General features: G+C 61.6%; 11 protein-coding genes. 7 read left to right on the top strand and 4 right to left on the bottom strand.

Annotated elements, in window-relative coordinates:
* The first annotated feature begins 25 nt into the window (after positions 1-25).
* Both cysK and JFT66_RS01790 read left to right on the top strand, forming a co-directional pair.
* On the top strand, positions 26-1,000 hold the full coding sequence (gene cysK / locus JFT66_RS01795) for a cysteine synthase A (RefSeq protein WP_034118677.1): 975 nt from the start codon (positions 26-28) through the stop codon (positions 998-1,000).
* A 170-nt stretch (positions 1,001-1,170) separates the two neighbouring features.
* Positions 1,171-2,109, top strand: a complete 939-nt coding sequence (locus tag JFT66_RS01790) for an aspartyl/asparaginyl beta-hydroxylase domain-containing protein (RefSeq protein ID WP_034118678.1) — start codon at positions 1,171-1,173, stop codon at positions 2,107-2,109.
* A gap of 126 nt (positions 2,110-2,235) precedes the next feature.
* On the opposite strand, the gene acnA is transcribed toward JFT66_RS01790, so the two are convergent.
* A complete protein-coding gene (gene acnA, locus JFT66_RS01785; RefSeq protein ID WP_034118679.1) occupies positions 2,236-4,977 on the bottom strand; it encodes an aconitate hydratase AcnA in 2,742 nt (913 codons plus the stop codon).
* A gap of 196 nt (positions 4,978-5,173) precedes the next feature.
* Between acnA and rlmM the strand changes: the two genes are divergently transcribed.
* Together rlmM and tusA are read left to right on the top strand one after the other, a co-directional pair.
* On the top strand, positions 5,174-6,250 hold the full coding sequence (rlmM, locus tag JFT66_RS01780; protein ID WP_034118680.1) for a 23S rRNA (cytidine(2498)-2'-O)-methyltransferase RlmM: 1,077 nt from the start codon (positions 5,174-5,176) through the stop codon (positions 6,248-6,250).
* 129 nt (positions 6,251-6,379) lie between these two features.
* Positions 6,380-6,625, top strand: a complete 246-nt coding sequence (gene tusA / locus JFT66_RS01775) for a sulfurtransferase TusA (protein WP_153837742.1) — start codon at positions 6,380-6,382, stop codon at positions 6,623-6,625.
* On the opposite strand, the gene JFT66_RS01770 is transcribed toward tusA, so the two are convergent.
* Positions 6,622-8,016: an MATE family efflux transporter gene (locus JFT66_RS01770; protein ID WP_034118682.1), complete on the bottom strand. Its 1,395-nt coding sequence runs from the start codon at positions 8,014-8,016 to the stop codon at positions 6,622-6,624. The genes tusA and JFT66_RS01770 overlap by 4 nt on opposite strands.
* Before the next feature lie 171 nt (positions 8,017-8,187).
* Here JFT66_RS01770 and pdxB point away from each other — a divergent pair, with 171 nt between their 5' ends.
* Entirely contained in the window at positions 8,188-9,330 is a 1,143-nt protein-coding gene (pdxB, locus tag JFT66_RS01765) for a 4-phosphoerythronate dehydrogenase PdxB (RefSeq protein WP_153837743.1), read from the top strand.
* A gap of 54 nt (positions 9,331-9,384) precedes the next feature.
* On the opposite strand, the gene JFT66_RS01760 is transcribed toward pdxB, so the two are convergent.
* Positions 9,385-9,558: a PA1571 family protein gene (locus JFT66_RS01760; protein WP_043047507.1), complete on the bottom strand. Its 174-nt coding sequence runs from the start codon at positions 9,556-9,558 to the stop codon at positions 9,385-9,387.
* Positions 9,559-9,803: 245 nt separating this feature from the next.
* Between JFT66_RS01760 and JFT66_RS01755 the strand changes: the two genes are divergently transcribed.
* The gene (locus tag JFT66_RS01755) at positions 9,804-11,573 is read left to right on the top strand and encodes an ABC transporter transmembrane domain-containing protein (RefSeq protein WP_233096982.1); all 1,770 of its coding nucleotides are present in this window, start codon (positions 9,804-9,806) and stop codon (positions 11,571-11,573) included.
* An 87-nt stretch (positions 11,574-11,660) separates the two neighbouring features.
* Here JFT66_RS01755 and JFT66_RS01750 read toward each other — a convergent pair whose 3' ends face one another.
* Positions 11,661-13,589: a transglycosylase SLT domain-containing protein gene (locus JFT66_RS01750; protein WP_198858642.1), complete on the bottom strand. Its 1,929-nt coding sequence runs from the start codon at positions 13,587-13,589 to the stop codon at positions 11,661-11,663.
* Positions 13,590-13,802: 213 nt separating this feature from the next.
* Here JFT66_RS01750 and JFT66_RS01745 point away from each other — a divergent pair, with 213 nt between their 5' ends.
* Complete coding sequence (locus JFT66_RS01745) at positions 13,803-15,722, top strand: ATP-binding cassette domain-containing protein (RefSeq protein WP_034118687.1); 1,920 nt, start codon at positions 13,803-13,805, stop codon at positions 15,720-15,722.
* The last annotated feature ends 66 nt before the right edge of the window (positions 15,723-15,788 follow it).

The raw sequence follows: 15,788 nt of genomic DNA, 5'->3' as shown, positions 1-15,788 counted from the left end.
CAAAAGCCTCGAAATAGGATCCGTCATGAGCCGTATTTTCGCAGACAACGCGCATTCCATCGGTAACACGCCCCTGGTTCAGATCAATCGCATCGCACCGCGTGGCGTGACTATCCTGGCCAAGATCGAAGGGCGTAACCCCAGCTATTCGGTGAAGTGCCGTATTGGTGCGAGCATGATCTGGGATGCGGAAAGCAGCGGTAAGCTCAAGCCGGGCATGACAATCGTCGAGCCTACTTCCGGCAATACCGGGATCGGCCTGGCGTTTGTCGCCGCTGCCCGTGGCTATAAATTGCTATTGACCATGCCGGCGTCCATGAGCCTCGAGCGCCGTAAAGTGCTCAAGGCCCTCGGCGCCGAGATGGTGCTGACCGAGCCGGCCAAGGGCATGAAGGGCGCCATCGACAAGGCCGGTGAAATCGCCGCCAGCGACCCGGCCACTTACTTTATGCCGGCCCAGTTTGATAACCCGGCAAACCCTGCGATCCACGAGAAAACCACCGGCCCGGAAATCTGGAACGACACCGATGGCGCTGTGGACGTGCTAGTAGCGGGCGTGGGCACCGGCGGCACGATCACTGGTGTTTCGCGTTATATCAAGAACACGGCGGGCAAGCCGATCCTGTCGGTGGCCGTCGAGCCGATGGTGTCCCCGGTGATCACCCAGGCGTTGGCCGGTGAAGAGATCAAGCCCAGCCCGCACAAGATCCAGGGCATCGGCGCCGGTTTTGTGCCGAAGAACCTCGACTTGTCGATGGTTGACCGCGTGGAGCTGGCGACCGACGAAGAATCCAAGGCCATGGCCCTGCGGCTGATGCAGGAAGAGGGCATTTTGTGCGGTATCTCCTGCGGGGCCGCCATGGCCGTGGCGGTGCGTCTGGCCGAAAAGCCGGAAATGCAGGGCAAGACCATCGTGGTGATCCTGCCGGATTCCGGTGAGCGTTACCTGTCGAGTATGTTGTTCAGTGACCTGTTCACCGACCAGGAAAACCAGGCCTGACGTTCTGTGGCGAGAGAGCAAGCTTCCTCGCCTCAAGACTTGATGTAGGTCAGCCGGACGGCGTAGGCCTTCTGCATAATGCTCCAAGTGTTTATCATGGCCGGCTGTTACGTCTGGTTTCCCGTCGACGGAAGTTTGCTGGCCAGGCGCTTATTTCCAGGAGTTGCTGCATGACCTTTTCTTTGGCCGCCAAACTGTCGGTGTTGCTGCTGTTTATCGGCAGCACCCTGTATGTGCACCTGCGTGGCAAGGCCCGTTTGCCGATGCTGCGCCAGTTCGTCAACCATTCGGCGCTGTTCGCCCCGTATAACGCCTTGATGTACCTGTTCTCCGCGGTACCGTCCAAGCCGTACCTGGACCGCAGCAAGTTCCCGGAACTGGACGTGCTCAAGGACAACTGGGAAGTGATCCGCGAAGAGGCCATGCACCTGTTCGACGAGGGTTACATCCGCGCTGCCGAAAAGAACAACGACGCCGGCTTCGGTTCGTTCTTCAAGAAGGGCTGGAAGCGCTTCTACCTCAAGTGGTACGACAAGCCGCTGCCATCGGCCGAGGCCCTGTGCCCCAAGACCGTGGCCCTGGTGAGCAGCATCCCTAACGTCAAGGGCGCGATGTTCGCGCTGTTGCCGGGCGGCAGCCACCTCAACCCGCACCGCGATCCGTTTGCCGGTTCCCTGCGTTATCACCTGGGGCTGTCTACGCCGAACTCCGACGACTGCCGTATCTTCGTCGACGGCCAGGTCTACGCCTGGCGCGACGGTGAAGACGTGATGTTCGACGAAACCTACGTGCATTGGGTGAAGAACGAAACCGAGCACACCCGTGTGATCCTGTTCTGCGACATCGAGCGCCCGTTGAGCAACCGCGTGATGACCCGTATCAACCGCTGGGTCAGCAAGCAACTGGGGCGCGCTACTGCGCCGCAGAACCTTGACGACGAACGCGTGGGCGGCATCAACCAGGCGTATGCCTGGAGCAAGACCTTCAGCGACAAGTTCAGTGGCAAGGTCAAGCAGTGGAAGCGCAAGCATCCCAAGGCTTACCGCATTGCGCGGCCGGTGCTGGCGGTAGTCGTCTTGGTACTGCTGTGGAAGTGGTTGTTCGGCTGATTTGAAATGCGGTCAAAACTGTGGGAGGGGGCTTGCTCCCGATGGCGGTGTGTCAGGTTGAACATCTTTACCTGATCCACCGCCATCGGGAGCAAGCCCCCTCCCACATTGGTTTTGCAGTGTTGCTTATGACGCGATCAGTTGGCGCAGCACGTAGTGCAGAATCCCGCCCGCCTTGAAGTATTCCACTTCATTCAAAGTATCAATCCGGCACAGCACCTCAACCTTCTCGCTGCTGCCATCTTCGCGGGTAATCACCAGCGTCAGGTTCATCCGCGGTTCGATCTCGGCATCGGTCAGCCCGAGGATATCGATCTTCTCCTTACCGGTGAGCTTGAGCGTCTTGCGGTTCTGGTCCAGCTTGAACTGCAGCGGCAACACGCCCATGCCCACCAGGTTGGAGCGGTGGATACGCTCGAAACTCTCGGCGATCACCGCCTTGACCCCCAGCAGGTTGGTGCCCTTGGCCGCCCAGTCGCGGCTGGAGCCGGTGCCGTATTCCTGGCCGGCGACTACCACTAGCGGCGTGCCTGAAGCCTGATACTTCATCGATGCATCGTAGATCGCCATCTTCTCGCCGGTGGGGATATACAGCGTGTTGCCGCCTTCCTCGCCGCCGAGCATTTCATTGCGGATACGGATATTGGCGAAGGTGCCGCGCATCATCACTTCATGGTTGCCCCGGCGCGAGCCGTAGGAGTTAAAGTCACGCGGCTCTACGCCCTGCTCGCGCAGGTAGCGCCCGGCCGGGCTGTCGGTCTTGATATTGCCGGCAGGGGAGATGTGGTCGGTGGTTACCGAATCCCCCAGCAGGGCCAGCACGTTGGCGCCGTTGACGTCCTTGATCACCGGCAGTGGGCCGGAAATGTCGTCGAAGAACGGTGGGTGTTGAATATAGGTGGAGTCCTTCTGCCACACGTAAGTCGCGGCCTGCGGCACTTCGATCGCCTGCCACTGCTCGTCACCGGCAAACACCTCGGCGTATTCCTTGTGGAACATGCTGGTGCTGACCTGCGCCACCGCGTCGGCGATTTCCTGGCTGCTGGGCCAGATGTCCTTCAGGTACACCGGCTTGCCGTGCTGGTCGTTGCCCAGCGGCTCGCTGCTGATGTCGATGCGCACGGTGCCGGCCAACGCGTAAGCGACGACCAGGGGCGGCGAAGCCAGCCAGTTGGTTTTCACCAGTGGGTGCACGCGGCCTTCGAAGTTGCGGTTACCCGACAGCACCGAGGCCACGGCGAGGTCGGCCTTCTGGATGGCTTTTTCGATAGGTTCGGGCAACGGCCCGGAGTTACCGATACAGGTGGTGCAGCCATAGCCCACCAGGTCGAAGCCGAGCTTGTCCAGGTACTGGGTGAGGCCCGCGGCTTTGTAATAGTCGGTGACCACCTTGGAGCCTGGAGCCAGGGAGGTTTTCACCCACGGCTTGCGGGTCAGGCCTTTTTCTACGGCTTTTTTCGCCACCAGCCCGGCAGCCATCATCACGCTGGGGTTGGAGGTATTGGTGCAGGAAGTAATCGCGGCGATCACCACGGCGCCGTTTTTCAGGCGGTAGGTTTGGCCGTCGTACTCATAGTCCGTTTCACCGACCAGATCGGCATTGCCCACGGCGACACCGCCACCGCCTTCGCTTTCCAGGCGTCCCTCTTCCTTGCTGGTGGGTTTGAATTGCAGGTCGAGGAAGTCACTGAACGCTTGGCCGACATTCGGCAGGGATACACGGTCTTGCGGGCGTTTGGGCCCGGCGAGGCTGGCTTCGACGCTGCCCATGTCCAGGGCCAGGGTGTCGGTGAACACAGGCTCCTGGCCGGCGTTGCGCCACAGGCCCTGGGCCTTGGTGTAGGCCTCCACCAGTTTGACCGTTTCCGCCGGGCGGCCGGACAGGCGCAGGTAGTCCAGGGTCACCTCATCTACCGGGAAAAAACCGCAGGTGGCGCCGTACTCCGGGGCCATGTTGGCGATGGTGGCGCGGTCGGCCAGTGGCAGATCGGCGAGGCCGTCGCCATAGAACTCGACGAATTTACCCACCACGCCTTTCTTGCGCAGCATTTGCGTGACGGTCAGCACCAGGTCGGTGGCGGTGATGCCTTCCTTGAGTTTGCCGGTGAGCTTGAAGCCGATCACTTCCGGGATCAGCATCGACACCGGTTGGCCGAGCATTGCCGCTTCGGCTTCGATCCCGCCCACGCCCCAGCCGAGTACGCCGAGGCCGTTGATCATGGTGGTGTGGGAGTCGGTGCCGACCAGGGTGTCGGGGAAGGCGTAGGTGCGGCCGTCTTCATCCTTGGTCCACACCGTGCGGCCCAGGTATTCGAGGTTGACCTGATGGCAGATGCCGGTGCCCGGCGGTACCACGCTGAAGTTGTCGAAGGCGCTCTGGCCCCAGCGCAGGAAGGCGTAACGTTCGCCGTTGCGCTGCATCTCGATGTCGACGTTCTGCTCAAAGGCGCTGGTGGTGCCGAACTTGTCGACCATCACCGAGTGGTCGATCACCAGGTCCACCGGCGACAGCGGGTTGATGCGCTGCGGGTCACCGCCGGCCTTGGCCATGGCGGCGCGCATGGCGGCCAGGTCGACCACGGCGGGCACCCCGGTAAAGTCCTGCATCAGCACGCGGGCGGGGCGATACTGGATCTCGCGGTCAGACTGGCGCTCTTTGAGCCAGGCGGCGATGGCCTTGAGGTCGGTGCCGGTGACGGTCTTGTCATCTTCCCAGCGCAGCAGGTTTTCCAGCAGCACCTTGAGGGACATCGGCAACTTATCCAGGTCGCCCAGGCTCTTGGCGGCTTCGGGCAAGCTGAAGTAGTGGTAGGTCTTACTGTCTATTTCCAGGGTTTTAAGGGTTCTCAGGCTATCAAGGGATGACATTACATGACTCCTTATGGTCCGCACGGCTACGGACCTGACGGGACGAACAGAGCTATCACGTTAGCGCTGTTTTCAATAGCAAGCTAATAACTGGACTCTATCGCCGAGCCCAAGGTTCCGAACTCGGCTATCATGCGCGCGTTTTCATGACAGGCATTGCGATAGCGCAAGGTCAGTTGATTCACCAGGAGAGTTGATGAACACCCTTTTTATGCACTGCCGCCCGGGTTTTGAAGGCGAAGTCTGTTCCGAGATCGCGGAACACGCCGCGCGCCTGAACGTTTCCGGCTACGCCAAAGCCAAGACCGGCAGCGCCTGCGCCGAATTTGTCTGCACCGAAGAAGACGGCGCCCAGCGCCTGATGCACGGCCAGCGCTTTGCCGAGCTGATCTTCCCAAGGCAGTGGGCGCGCGGGGTATTTATCGACCTGCCGGAAACCGACCGCATCAGCGTGATCCTCGCCCACCTGCGCGAATTCCCGGTGTGCGGCAGCCTGTGGTTGGAGATGGTCGACACCAACGACGGCAAGGAACTGTCGAATTTCTGCAAGAAATTCGAAGTGCACCTGCGCAAAGCGTTGCTCAACGCTGGCAAGCTGGTGGACGACCCGAGCAAGCCGCGCCTGCTGCTGACCTTCAAGAGCGGCCGCGAAGTGTTCATGGGCCTGGCCGAGTCGAACAACTCGGCAATGTGGCCGATGGGCATCCCGCGCCTGAAGTTCCCGCGTGACGCGCCCAGCCGCTCGACCCTGAAGCTGGAAGAGGCCTGGCATCACTTCATCCCCCGTGACCAGTGGGACGAGCGCCTGCACGGCGACATGACTGGCGTCGACCTCGGTGCTGCGCCGGGCGGCTGGACCTGGCAACTGGTCAACCGTGGCATGCTGGTGACCGCCATCGACAACGGCCCTATGGCTGAAAGCCTGATGGACACCGGCCTGGTGCAGCACTTGATGGCCGACGGCTTCACCTTCGTGCCCAAGCAACCGGTGGACTGGATGGTCTGCGACATCGTCGAGAAGCCCGCGCGCAACGCGGCGTTGCTGGAAACCTGGATCGGCGAGGGGCATTGCCGCGAGGCGGTGGTCAACCTGAAGCTGCCGATGAAACAGCGTTACGCCGAGGTGAAGCGCCTGCTGGAGCGGATCGAGGACGGTTTCAAGGAGCGCGGCATTCGCGTGGAAATCGGCTGCAAGCAGCTGTACCACGACCGTGAAGAAGTGACCTGCCACTTGCGTCGGCTGGTGGATGTGAAGAAATCTAAAGGCCGATGAGACCGAATGTGGGAGCGGGCTTGCTCGCGAAAGCGGTATAACAGTCGAAATTTATGGTGAATGTGCCCGCGTCTTCGCGAGCAAGCCCGCTCCCACATTTTTGAGCGGAGCCAGTTTCAGGAGTGAAGTATGAGAGTTGATTTGCCCGTAGACGGCACCCTCGACGCCACCGGCCTCAACTGTCCGGAACCGGTGATGATGCTGCACCAGCACATCCGTGACCTGCGGGCGGGCGGCCTGCTCAAGGTGATCGCCACCGACCCGTCGACCCGCCGTGACATCCCCAAGTTCTGCGTGTTCCTTGACCACGAACTGGTGGACCAGCAGGAGCAGGCCGGTACCTACCTGTACTGGATCCGCAAGAAGCTCGATTAACCCTGCGCCTTGTCTGCGCGAATGCGTCGGCGTGCACTGCGCGCCAGGCGCACCAGCAACATCCCCGCCGCACAGCTCAAGCCGACGATCAGCCCTTGCCACAAGCCGCTCGGGCCGCTGGGCTCGCCAAGCCAGTTGGTCAGGCCCAGGGCGTAACCCACCGGCAACCCCACGCCCCAATACGCAAACAAGGTCAGCACCATGGTCACCCGGGTGTCCTGGTAGCCGCGCAGTGCGCCGGCGGCGGTGACCTGGATCGAGTCGGAGAACTGGAACAGCGCCGAGAACACAATCAGCATCGATGCCAGGTGGATCACTACGGGGTCCGGCGTATAGATCGCTGCGATCTGCTCACGAAACAGCAGCATCAGGCTGCAAGACAGGCATGCATAGGCCAATGCGGTGCCCATGCCGACCCCGGCAGCGAAGCGCGCTTCACGGGGTTCGCCACGGCCCAGGGCTTGGCCTACGCGCACGGTGACGGCCATGCTCAGGGAGTAGGGGATCATGAACACCAAGGAACTGACGTTGAGCGCGATCTGATGGCCGGAAACCACGGTAGCGCCCAGGCTACCCAGCAACAGGGCAATCACCGCGAAAATGCTCGACTCGGCGAAGATCGCCACACCAATCGGCAGGCCGATGCCCAATATGCGCTTGATCACCGTCCATTTTGGCCAGTCGAAACGCTTGAACAACTCGCTGCTCTGGTAAGCCGGGCCCCAGCGCGTCCAGCCGGCCAGGCCGAGCATCATTACCCACATTGCAATCGCCGTGGCCCAGCCGCAACCCACACCGCCCATGGCCGGCAGGCCGAGGTGGCCGTAGATGAAGATGTAGTTCAACGGAATATTCAGCGCCAGGCCGCAAAGGCCCATGACCATGCTCGGCCGCGTGCGGCCCAGGCCGTCACTGAAACAGCGCAGCACGTAATACAGCGCAATCGCTGGCATGCCCGCAGCGATGCCATGCAGGTAGCCCATGGACGGTTCGATCAGGTCGGGCTCGACCTTCATCGCATGCAGAATCGGTTCGGCGCACAGCAGCAGCAGCGCGCCGCAGAGGCCGACCACCACGGCCAACCACAACGATTGGCGCACCAACGGCCCGATCTCGGTCAGTTTGCCTGCGCCATAACGCTCGGCAACTTTCGGCGTGGTGGCCAGTAAGGTGCCGGTCATCAACAGGTACACCGGAATCCAGATCGAGTTACCCAGGCCGACCGCCGCCAGGTCCTGCGGGCTGACACGCCCGGCCATCACCGCATCGACAAAGCTCATCGCCGTGGTTGCCAGTTGGCCGATCATGATCGGCAAGGCCAGTGTCAGCAGGCCGCGCACTTCCCGGCTGATGCGGGCGGGGCGGGTTAGGGTAGCGGTGGCAGTGTTCACGTACAGGTGTCCAATCAAAAGGCAGTCGCAAGGACGGCGGATTCTACGCTTTGACGCACCGGTCAGGAAAAAACCTGTGTTGCTGATTTGTAATGCGACCGCGCAGGCAGCCCCCTCCCACATTGGATCCCCACAAGCCTGTACACTGCTGAACCGCCAAAGGAGCCTGCCATGCTGATTGTTGCCGACGAAAATATCCCGCTGCTCGATGCATTCTTCGAAGGGTTTGGCCAGATACACCGCGTGCCCGGCCGGTCCATCGACCGCGCCACCGTCGAGCAGGCCGACGTGCTGCTGGTGCGTTCGGTGACCAACGTCAACCGTGCCCTGCTCGAGGGCAGTAACGTGCGCTTTGTTGGCACCTGCACCATCGGCACCGACCACCTGGACCTCGACTACTTCAAGCAGGCCGGTATCCAGTGGTCCAGCGCGCCCGGCTGCAATGCGCGTGGGGTGGTGGACTACGTGCTTGGCAGCTTGCAGACCCTGGCCGAAATCGAAGGTGTCGAGCTTGGGCAGCGCACCTATGGCGTCGTCGGTGCCGGTGAAGTCGGCGGGCGGCTGGTCAAGGTGCTCAAGGGCCTGGGCTGGAACGTGCTGGTCTGCGACCCGCCGCGCCAGATCGCCGAAGACGGCGACTACGTCAGCCTGCAGCAGATCATCGAGCAGTGCGACGTGATCAGCTTGCACACGCCGCTGACCAAGTCCGGCAATGGCTCTACCTGGCACTTGTTGGATCGCCAGCGCCTGGAACAGCTCAAGCCCGGTACATGGCTGATCAACGCCAGCCGTGGCGCGGTGGTGGACAACGCCGCCCTGCGCGAGGTGTTGCTGGCGCGTGAAGACCTGCAAGCCGTGTTGGATGTGTGGGAAGGTGAGCCCGAGGTGGATGTCGACCTGGCTGACCTGTGTGTGCTGGCCACGCCGCACATCGCCGGCTACAGCCTCGATGGCAAACAGCGCGGCACGGCGCAGATCTACCAGGCGTTTTGCGCGCACCTGGGCCAGGAGCCGAGCACCCAACTGAGTGACTTGCTGCCAGCGCCGTGGCTGGCCGAAGTGCACCTGAACGCTGCCACTGATCCAGCCTGGGCGCTGGCGACCCTGTGCCGCAGTGTCTACGACCCGCGCCGGGATGATGCGGATTTCCGTCGCAGCTTGGTGGGAACCGTGCAAGAGCAGCGCAAGGCATTCGACCTGCTGCGCAAGCACTACCCGCAGCGGCGTGAGATTGACGGCTTGAAGGTGCGGATCGATGGTGAGTCGGCGGCGTTGTCCGCTATCGTTTCGGCCCTGGGCGCTGAAGCCCTGTAAACACCGATAAAAAAACCCGGCCACCTGGGCCGGGTTTGAAAGAGCGCGGGCGTATCAGCCTTGCTGGGCAGGTTTGACCAGTCGCTGTTCCAGCTCGCTGCACGCTTGCTGGATCATCTCTTCGGTAATCTGCACTTCGCGGCCCTTGGCATCGATGTACGAGCAAGGCAACTGCTGCGGCTGGCGGATCACTTCAATTTTGGCATTGCTGCTGTCTTGCAAGGTCATGGCCTGTCTCCTCATCAGGTTGTGTACCTACTTTAAATCCCCCGCGTGACCGCGCTGTTACAGCTCCCTGCACGATCATCGGTTCGAACACCCAGTCCACCAGAAACCGGTACATATTTCCAGATGCGTCTTAGACCGATAGCCTCTAGAGGCCTGCATCGGCGGGCATAATTAACCTGACTCATTGTTATTCGGGCAAGTTCCCCCAATGTTGCAGTACAGACTCCTCATTGGTGGTGCCTTCCATGTTCTCGATCCGTCAACGCCGTGCGATTCGCCTGGCCAGCCGCTTTATTGCGCCCTATCGCTGGCAGGCGCTGGGTGCCCTGTTGGCGCTGATCGTCACCGCTGGTATTACCTTGTCCATGGGGCAGGGTATCCGCCTGCTGGTGGACCAGGGCTTCATGACCCAATCGCCGCACCTGCTCAACCAATCCATCGGCCTGTTCATGGTGCTGGTGCTGGGCCTGGCCGTGGGCACCTTCACGCGGTTTTACCTGGTGTCGTGGATTGGCGAACGGGTGGTGGCGGATATTCGTCGGCAAGTGTTCAACCACCTGATCTACCTGCACCCCGGCTTCTACGAAAACAACCGCAGTTCGGAAATCCAATCGCGACTGACCACCGACACCACCCTGCTGCAATCGGTGATCGGCTCCTCGCTGTCATTGTTCCTGCGCAATGCCCTGATGGTCATCGGCGGTATCGTGCTGCTGTTCATCACCAACCCCAAACTCACCAGCATCGTCGTGGTGGCGCTGCCACTGGTGCTGGCGCCGATCCTGATCTTCGGGCGCCGGGTGCGCAGCCTGTCGCGTCTGAGCCAGGATCGTATCGCTGACGTCGGCAGCTATGTCGCCGAGACTTTGGGCCAGATCAAGACCGTGCAGGCCTATAACCACCAGGTGCAGGACGAGCAGCGTTTCGCGGTGACCGTGGAAGACGCCTTCACCACCGCACGTAAACGCATCTTGCAGCGCTCCTGGCTGATCACTCTGGTGATCATGCTGGTGCTCGGCGCCGTGGGTGTGATGCTGTGGGTAGGCGGCATGGACGTGATCAGCGGGAGCATTTCTGGCGGCGAGCTGGCGGCGTTTGTGTTCTACAGCCTGATTGTCGGCAGCGCCGTTGGCACCCTGAGCGAAGTGCTCGGCGAATTGCAGCGTGCCGCCGGTGCGGCTGAGCGCATCGGTGAACTGTTGCAGTCGAGCAACGATATCAAGGCGCCGGCCAATGGCAGCGAACGCTTGCCAGAGCGGGTCAGTGGCCGCATGGAGCTGCAAGACCTGCGCTTTTCCTACCCTTCGCGACCGGATAGCTACGCCATCGATGGCTTGAACCTGACCATCAACCCCGGTGAAACCCTGGCCCTGGTAGGGCCGTCCGGTGCGGGTAAATCGACGATTTTCGACCTGTTGCTGCGTTTTTACGACCCGCAGCAGGGCCGTATCCTGCTCGAAGGCCGCCCGTTGACCGAGCTTGATCCCCTGGACCTGCGCCGCCACTTTGCGTTGGTGTCCCAGAGCCCGGCGCTGTTTTTCGGCAGCGTTGAGGAAAACATCCGCTATGGCAACCCGTCCGCCACCATGGCCCAGGTCGAAGCTGCCGCCCGCATCGCCCATGCCCACGACTTCATCCTGCAAATGCCAGACGGTTACCAGACCCACCTCGGCGACGGCGGCATGGGCCTGTCCGGCGGCCAGCGCCAACGCCTGGCCATCGCCCGGGCCTTGCTGGTAGATGCACCGATCCTGCTGCTGGACGAAGCCACCAGCGCCCTCGATGCCCAGAGTGAACACTTAATCCAGCAAGCGCTGCCGCAACTGATGCAAGGGCGTACCACATTGGTGATCGCCCATCGTCTTGCCACGGTAAAGAACGCTGACCGCATTGCCGTGATGGACCAGGGCAAGCTGGTGGCAGTGGGGACGCATCAGCAGTTGATTGCGAGCAATCCGCTGTATGCGCGGTTGGCGGCGTTGCAGTTCAGTGATGGGGTGCAAGAGCACGCTTAACGCTAAATCCCGCGCATAAAAAATGCCCGCACCTCTCAATGCGGGCATTTCTTGAAGCTTCAAACTTACCGCTCGAAGCTGCTCTTCTTACTGATCATCAAAATACCGCTCATGCCAATCCACCAACGGTTGCGGTGAATTGAGCTTCTGCCCGTAGATCACCGAATAAGACAGCACGTTCTGCACATACTGGCGGGTTTCGTCGAAGGGGATGCTTTCCACCCAGACGTCGAAACTCAGGTGGTCTGCACCGCGCAGCCATTGACGCACGCGGCCAGGGCCTGCGTTGTAGGCGGCGGAGGCGAGCACGCGGTTGCCGTTGAACTGGCTGTGTACCTGGCTCAGGTAGGCGGCGCCGAGCTGGATATTTTTGTCCGGGTCCAGCACCTGGGCCGGGGAGGCCAGGGGGATGCTGAATTTGCGCGCAGTTTCCTTGGCGGTACCGGGCATCAGTTGCATCAGGCCGCTGGCGCCGACGCCGGAACGGGCGTCGTCCATGAAGGCACTTTCCTGGCGCGTGATGGCGAACACCCAACTCGAGTGCAGGCCACGTACCTTGGCTTCGCGCACCAGGGTGTCGCGGTGGGCCATCGGGAAGCGGATGTCCAGGTCGTCCCAGTACTGCGCCTGACTGATGGTGCGGATGGCCGGGAAGTACCACTTCATGTCGTAGGCCAGCTTGGCTTGGGCGACCATCTCGTCACGGTTGAAGTGCCGGCTGACGTGGTACCACTCGCGACGGCCGTCCACGATCTGGCCACGGGCGTAGAATTCCAGGGCACGGCGCACGCCAGGGGTGTTGCGGACCTTGTTGACCAGCGTCTGGCTCATCACCAGCGGCTTGTTATTCAACTGATAGGGAGCTTTGGAGCGGTCAGCAGCGAGGAATCCATAGAAATCCCGCTCCTTGGCCACGTTTTTGTACAGCACCAGGGCTTGCGGGTTTTTCGGCTCGGCCAGTTCCAGGCTGCGCGCTTGCCAGTAGCGCCAGCGGTTGGTGGTGGCCAGGTCTTGTGGAAGCTTGCGGGTCAACTGGTAGGCGTCTTCCCAGCGCGCCAGGCGCAGCAGCAGGCGCAGGCGCCATTCGGAGACGGTGTTGTCGCGCAGCTCGGGGTCGTACTTGGTCATTACTTCAAGCGCGCGCGGGTCGAAGCGCTTGGCCAGGGTCAGGCCGATCTCGCGGGCAATCGACACTTTTTCGTCACGGGAGAAGTGCATGCTGCTGGCGTAACCGTCGAGCAGGGCCATGGCCTTGTCCGGGTCCTGGCGCGCCAGGCGACGCAGGCCCAGGCCCACGGCGTCGGACATTGCCTCGGTGGCCGGCAGGAAGCGTGACGGGTCGCTGAGCATGTCGGGCTTCTGCGCCACGTCCACCATCAGGCGGCCTTGGGCGCCGAGGGTTGGCAGGGTTTTCACCAGGCTGTTGGCCAGCGCGTAGTTACGCGCTTCGGCAGCGAGCTTGGCGCGGTCCCAGATCTTCTGTTCGGTCAACTGGCCGGCGGCGGCCCATTGGCCGAAAGTGGCATCACAGGCGGCCGGCTGGGATTTGCCGGTCATCCACAATGTTTCGGCGGTCTTGTAGCCTTCAGCCTTCAGATTGTGGCTGAGCTGGTATTGGCCATGCAGGCAGTCCAGTTCGACGAAATTGAGCTTGGCGTCGTAGTACTTTTCAAACGTCTGCCAATCGCCACGTTCGGCCAGCCAGCGCAGCCAACGCAGTTTCATCCAGTTGGCTTGGGGCAGGTCGCCGTGTTTGGCGAGGAACTGTTCGATTTCCTCGTTGCTCGCGGTTTTCAGGCGTGCGGTCAGCTCGTCATAAGCCAGGTACGGCGTGAGCGGGTAGTCGGCCAGGGCCTGGCTGTATTGCATGTAGGGGCCGCTGTCACCCTTGGCCAGGGCACGTTTGGCTTGGTCGTAATACTGACGTTGGGTGGTGAGGTCCACTGCCTGGGCGGATTGAACGGCAGTGGCGGAAAGAAGCAGACAAGATAAAAAGTTGAAAAGGCGACTGCGCATGAGACGTCCGTGCAAAGAAATCACGACTAGCGCCGGCACTGCCGACACTGATTGCCCCTAGCTTAGCCTTTTGCCAGCGGCCCGCGAAAGCTTTGCCGACAGGTTCGATCAAGTTCGCCGGAAATGTCCTACGGAACGTGTCGATAGAGAAAATGCCGACCGCATCCCACCCTCAAGTCAGGTAGAATGCGCGCCCAGTTTTTGGAGAAGCGTATGACCCTGCTCAAATTCAGCGATGTGTCCCTTGCTTTCGGCGCCATGCCGTTGTTGGACAAGGTGTCCTGGCAGATCGCCCGTGGTGAGCGGGTGTGCATCATCGGCCGCAACGGCACCGGCAAATCCAGCATGATGAAGCTGGTAAAAGGCGACCAGAAGCCCGATGACGGCTCTGTCTGGCGTGCCCCTGGCCTCAAGATCGGCGAATTGCCGCAAGAATTGCCGGTGGCCGACGGACGGACAGTGTTCGACGTGGTTGCCGAAGGCCTGGACGGTGTTGGCGAGTTGCTCGCGCAATACCATCACCTGGCGCAGAACTGCGTCACCGAAGAAGACCTGGACAAGCTGATGCACGTCCAGCAAGACCTCGAAGCCCGTGACGGCTGGCGTTTGCAGCAACTGGTAGACAGCACCCTGAGCCGCCTGCAACTGCCGGCCGACAAGACCCTCGCCGAATTGTCCGGCGGCTGGCGTCGTCGCGTGCTGCTGGCCCAGGCTCTGGTGTCCGAGCCGGACCTGCTGCTGCTCGACGAACCAACCAACCACCTGGACATCGGCGCCATCGCCTGGCTCGAAGAAGCCATCAAGGATTTCCAGGGCGCCGTGCTGTTTATCACGCACGACCGTGCCTTCCTGCAGAGTCTGGCCACGCGCATTCTCGAACTGGACCGTGGCGGCCTGATCGACTGGAACGGCGACTATGCCAGCTTCCTGGTGCACAAAGAGGCCGCACTGTCTGCTGAAGAGACCGCCAACGCGCTGTTCGACAAGAAACTGGCCCAGGAAGAAGTCTGGATCCGCCAGGGCATCAAGGCGCGCCGCACCCGTAACGAAGGCCGTGTGCGTGCCTTGAAAGCCTTGCGCGTCGAGCGCAGCGAACGCCGCGAGCGTACCGGCAAGGCCAACATCCAGCTGGATACCGCCGACAAGTCAGGCAAGCAAGTGATGGTGCTGGAGAACGTCAGCTTCCATCACCCGGACGGCCCGTTCCTGATCAAGGACTTCTCCATGGTCCTGCAGCGCGGCGACCGTATCGGCCTGCTGGGCGCCAACGGTACCGGCAAGACCACCTTGCTCAAGCTGATGCTCAGCGGTCTGCAACCGACCAGTGGCACCGTGGAAGAGGGCACGCGCATCGACGTTGCCTACTTCGACCAGTTGCGCCACCAGTTGGACCTGGAAAAAACCGTGATCGACAACGTTGCCGAAGGCCGCGACTTTATCGACATCGACGGCCAGAGCCGCCATGTACTCAGCTACCTGGGCGACTTCCTGTTCAGCCCGCAACGTGCGCGTACGCCGGTCAAGGCCTTGTCCGGTGGTGAGCGTGCGCGTTTGCTGCTGGCCAAGCTGTTCAGCAAGCCGGCCAACCTGCTGGTACTCGATGAACCGACCAACGATCTCGATGTGGAAACCCTGGAGCTGCTGGAAGAGGTCTTGCTGACCTTCAACGGCACTGTGCTGATGGTCAGTCACGACCGGGCATTCCTCGACAACGTGGTCACCAGCACCCTGGTCTTCGAAGGTGAAGGCAAGGTGCGCGAGTACGTGGGTGGTTACCAGGACTGGCTGCGCCAGGGCGGCTCGCCGCGTCTTCTGGGCGTGACCGAGAGCAAGTCCGGCAAGGCTGACTTGGCCTCGGCGGTGGTTGCTCCTGTGGAAGCTGTTGCACCGGCTCAGGAAGCTGCACCAGCGGCCAAGAAGAAACTCAGCTACAAGCTTCAGCGTGAGCTGGAAGCTTTGCCGGGTGATATCGACGCCAAGGAACAGCAGATTGCTGCGGTAGAAGCGCAAATGGCCGACGCGGGCTTCTACCTGCGCCCGGCGGCGGAAACCGCAGCGGTCATCGCTTCGCTGGAGACGTTGAACCAGGAGTTGGAAGCGTTGGTTGAGCGTTGGGCCGAGTTGGATGCCTGAGTGATTCCAGGGCATTAAAAAACCCGGTGCTCATTTTCATGAGCACCGGGTTTTTCATATGAAATA

It is taken from the genome of Pseudomonas sp. MF6755, from assembly GCF_016405635.1.
Lineage (GTDB): Bacteria > Pseudomonadota > Gammaproteobacteria > Pseudomonadales > Pseudomonadaceae > Aquipseudomonas > Aquipseudomonas haemolytica.
Note: the sequence above shows the minus strand (reverse complement) of the source record. Positions and strands in the feature narration are given on the sequence as shown.

Bases quoted from the DNA above. Each gene is read 5' to 3' on its own strand.
- JFT66_RS01790 (WP_034118678.1), top strand. From the start codon at position 1,171: ATGACCTTTTCTTTGGCCGCCAAACTGTCGGTGTTGCTGCTGTTTATC.
- JFT66_RS01750 (WP_198858642.1), bottom strand. From the start codon at position 13,589: ATGCGCAGTCGCCTTTTCAACTTTTTATCTTGTCTGCTTCTTTCCGCC.
- pdxB (WP_153837743.1), top strand. From the start codon at position 8,188: ATGCTGATTGTTGCCGACGAAAATATCCCGCTGCTCGATGCATTCTTC.
- cysK (WP_034118677.1), top strand. From the start codon at position 26: ATGAGCCGTATTTTCGCAGACAACGCGCATTCCATCGGTAACACGCCC.
- acnA (WP_034118679.1), bottom strand. From the start codon at position 4,977: ATGTCATCCCTTGATAGCCTGAGAACCCTTAAAACCCTGGAAATAGAC.
- rlmM (WP_034118680.1), top strand. From the start codon at position 5,174: ATGAACACCCTTTTTATGCACTGCCGCCCGGGTTTTGAAGGCGAAGTC.
- JFT66_RS01745 (WP_034118687.1), top strand. From the start codon at position 13,803: ATGACCCTGCTCAAATTCAGCGATGTGTCCCTTGCTTTCGGCGCCATG.
- JFT66_RS01760 (WP_043047507.1), bottom strand. From the start codon at position 9,558: ATGACCTTGCAAGACAGCAGCAATGCCAAAATTGAAGTGATCCGCCAG.
- JFT66_RS01755 (WP_233096982.1), top strand. From the start codon at position 9,804: ATGTTCTCGATCCGTCAACGCCGTGCGATTCGCCTGGCCAGCCGCTTT.
- tusA (WP_153837742.1), top strand. From the start codon at position 6,380: ATGAGAGTTGATTTGCCCGTAGACGGCACCCTCGACGCCACCGGCCTC.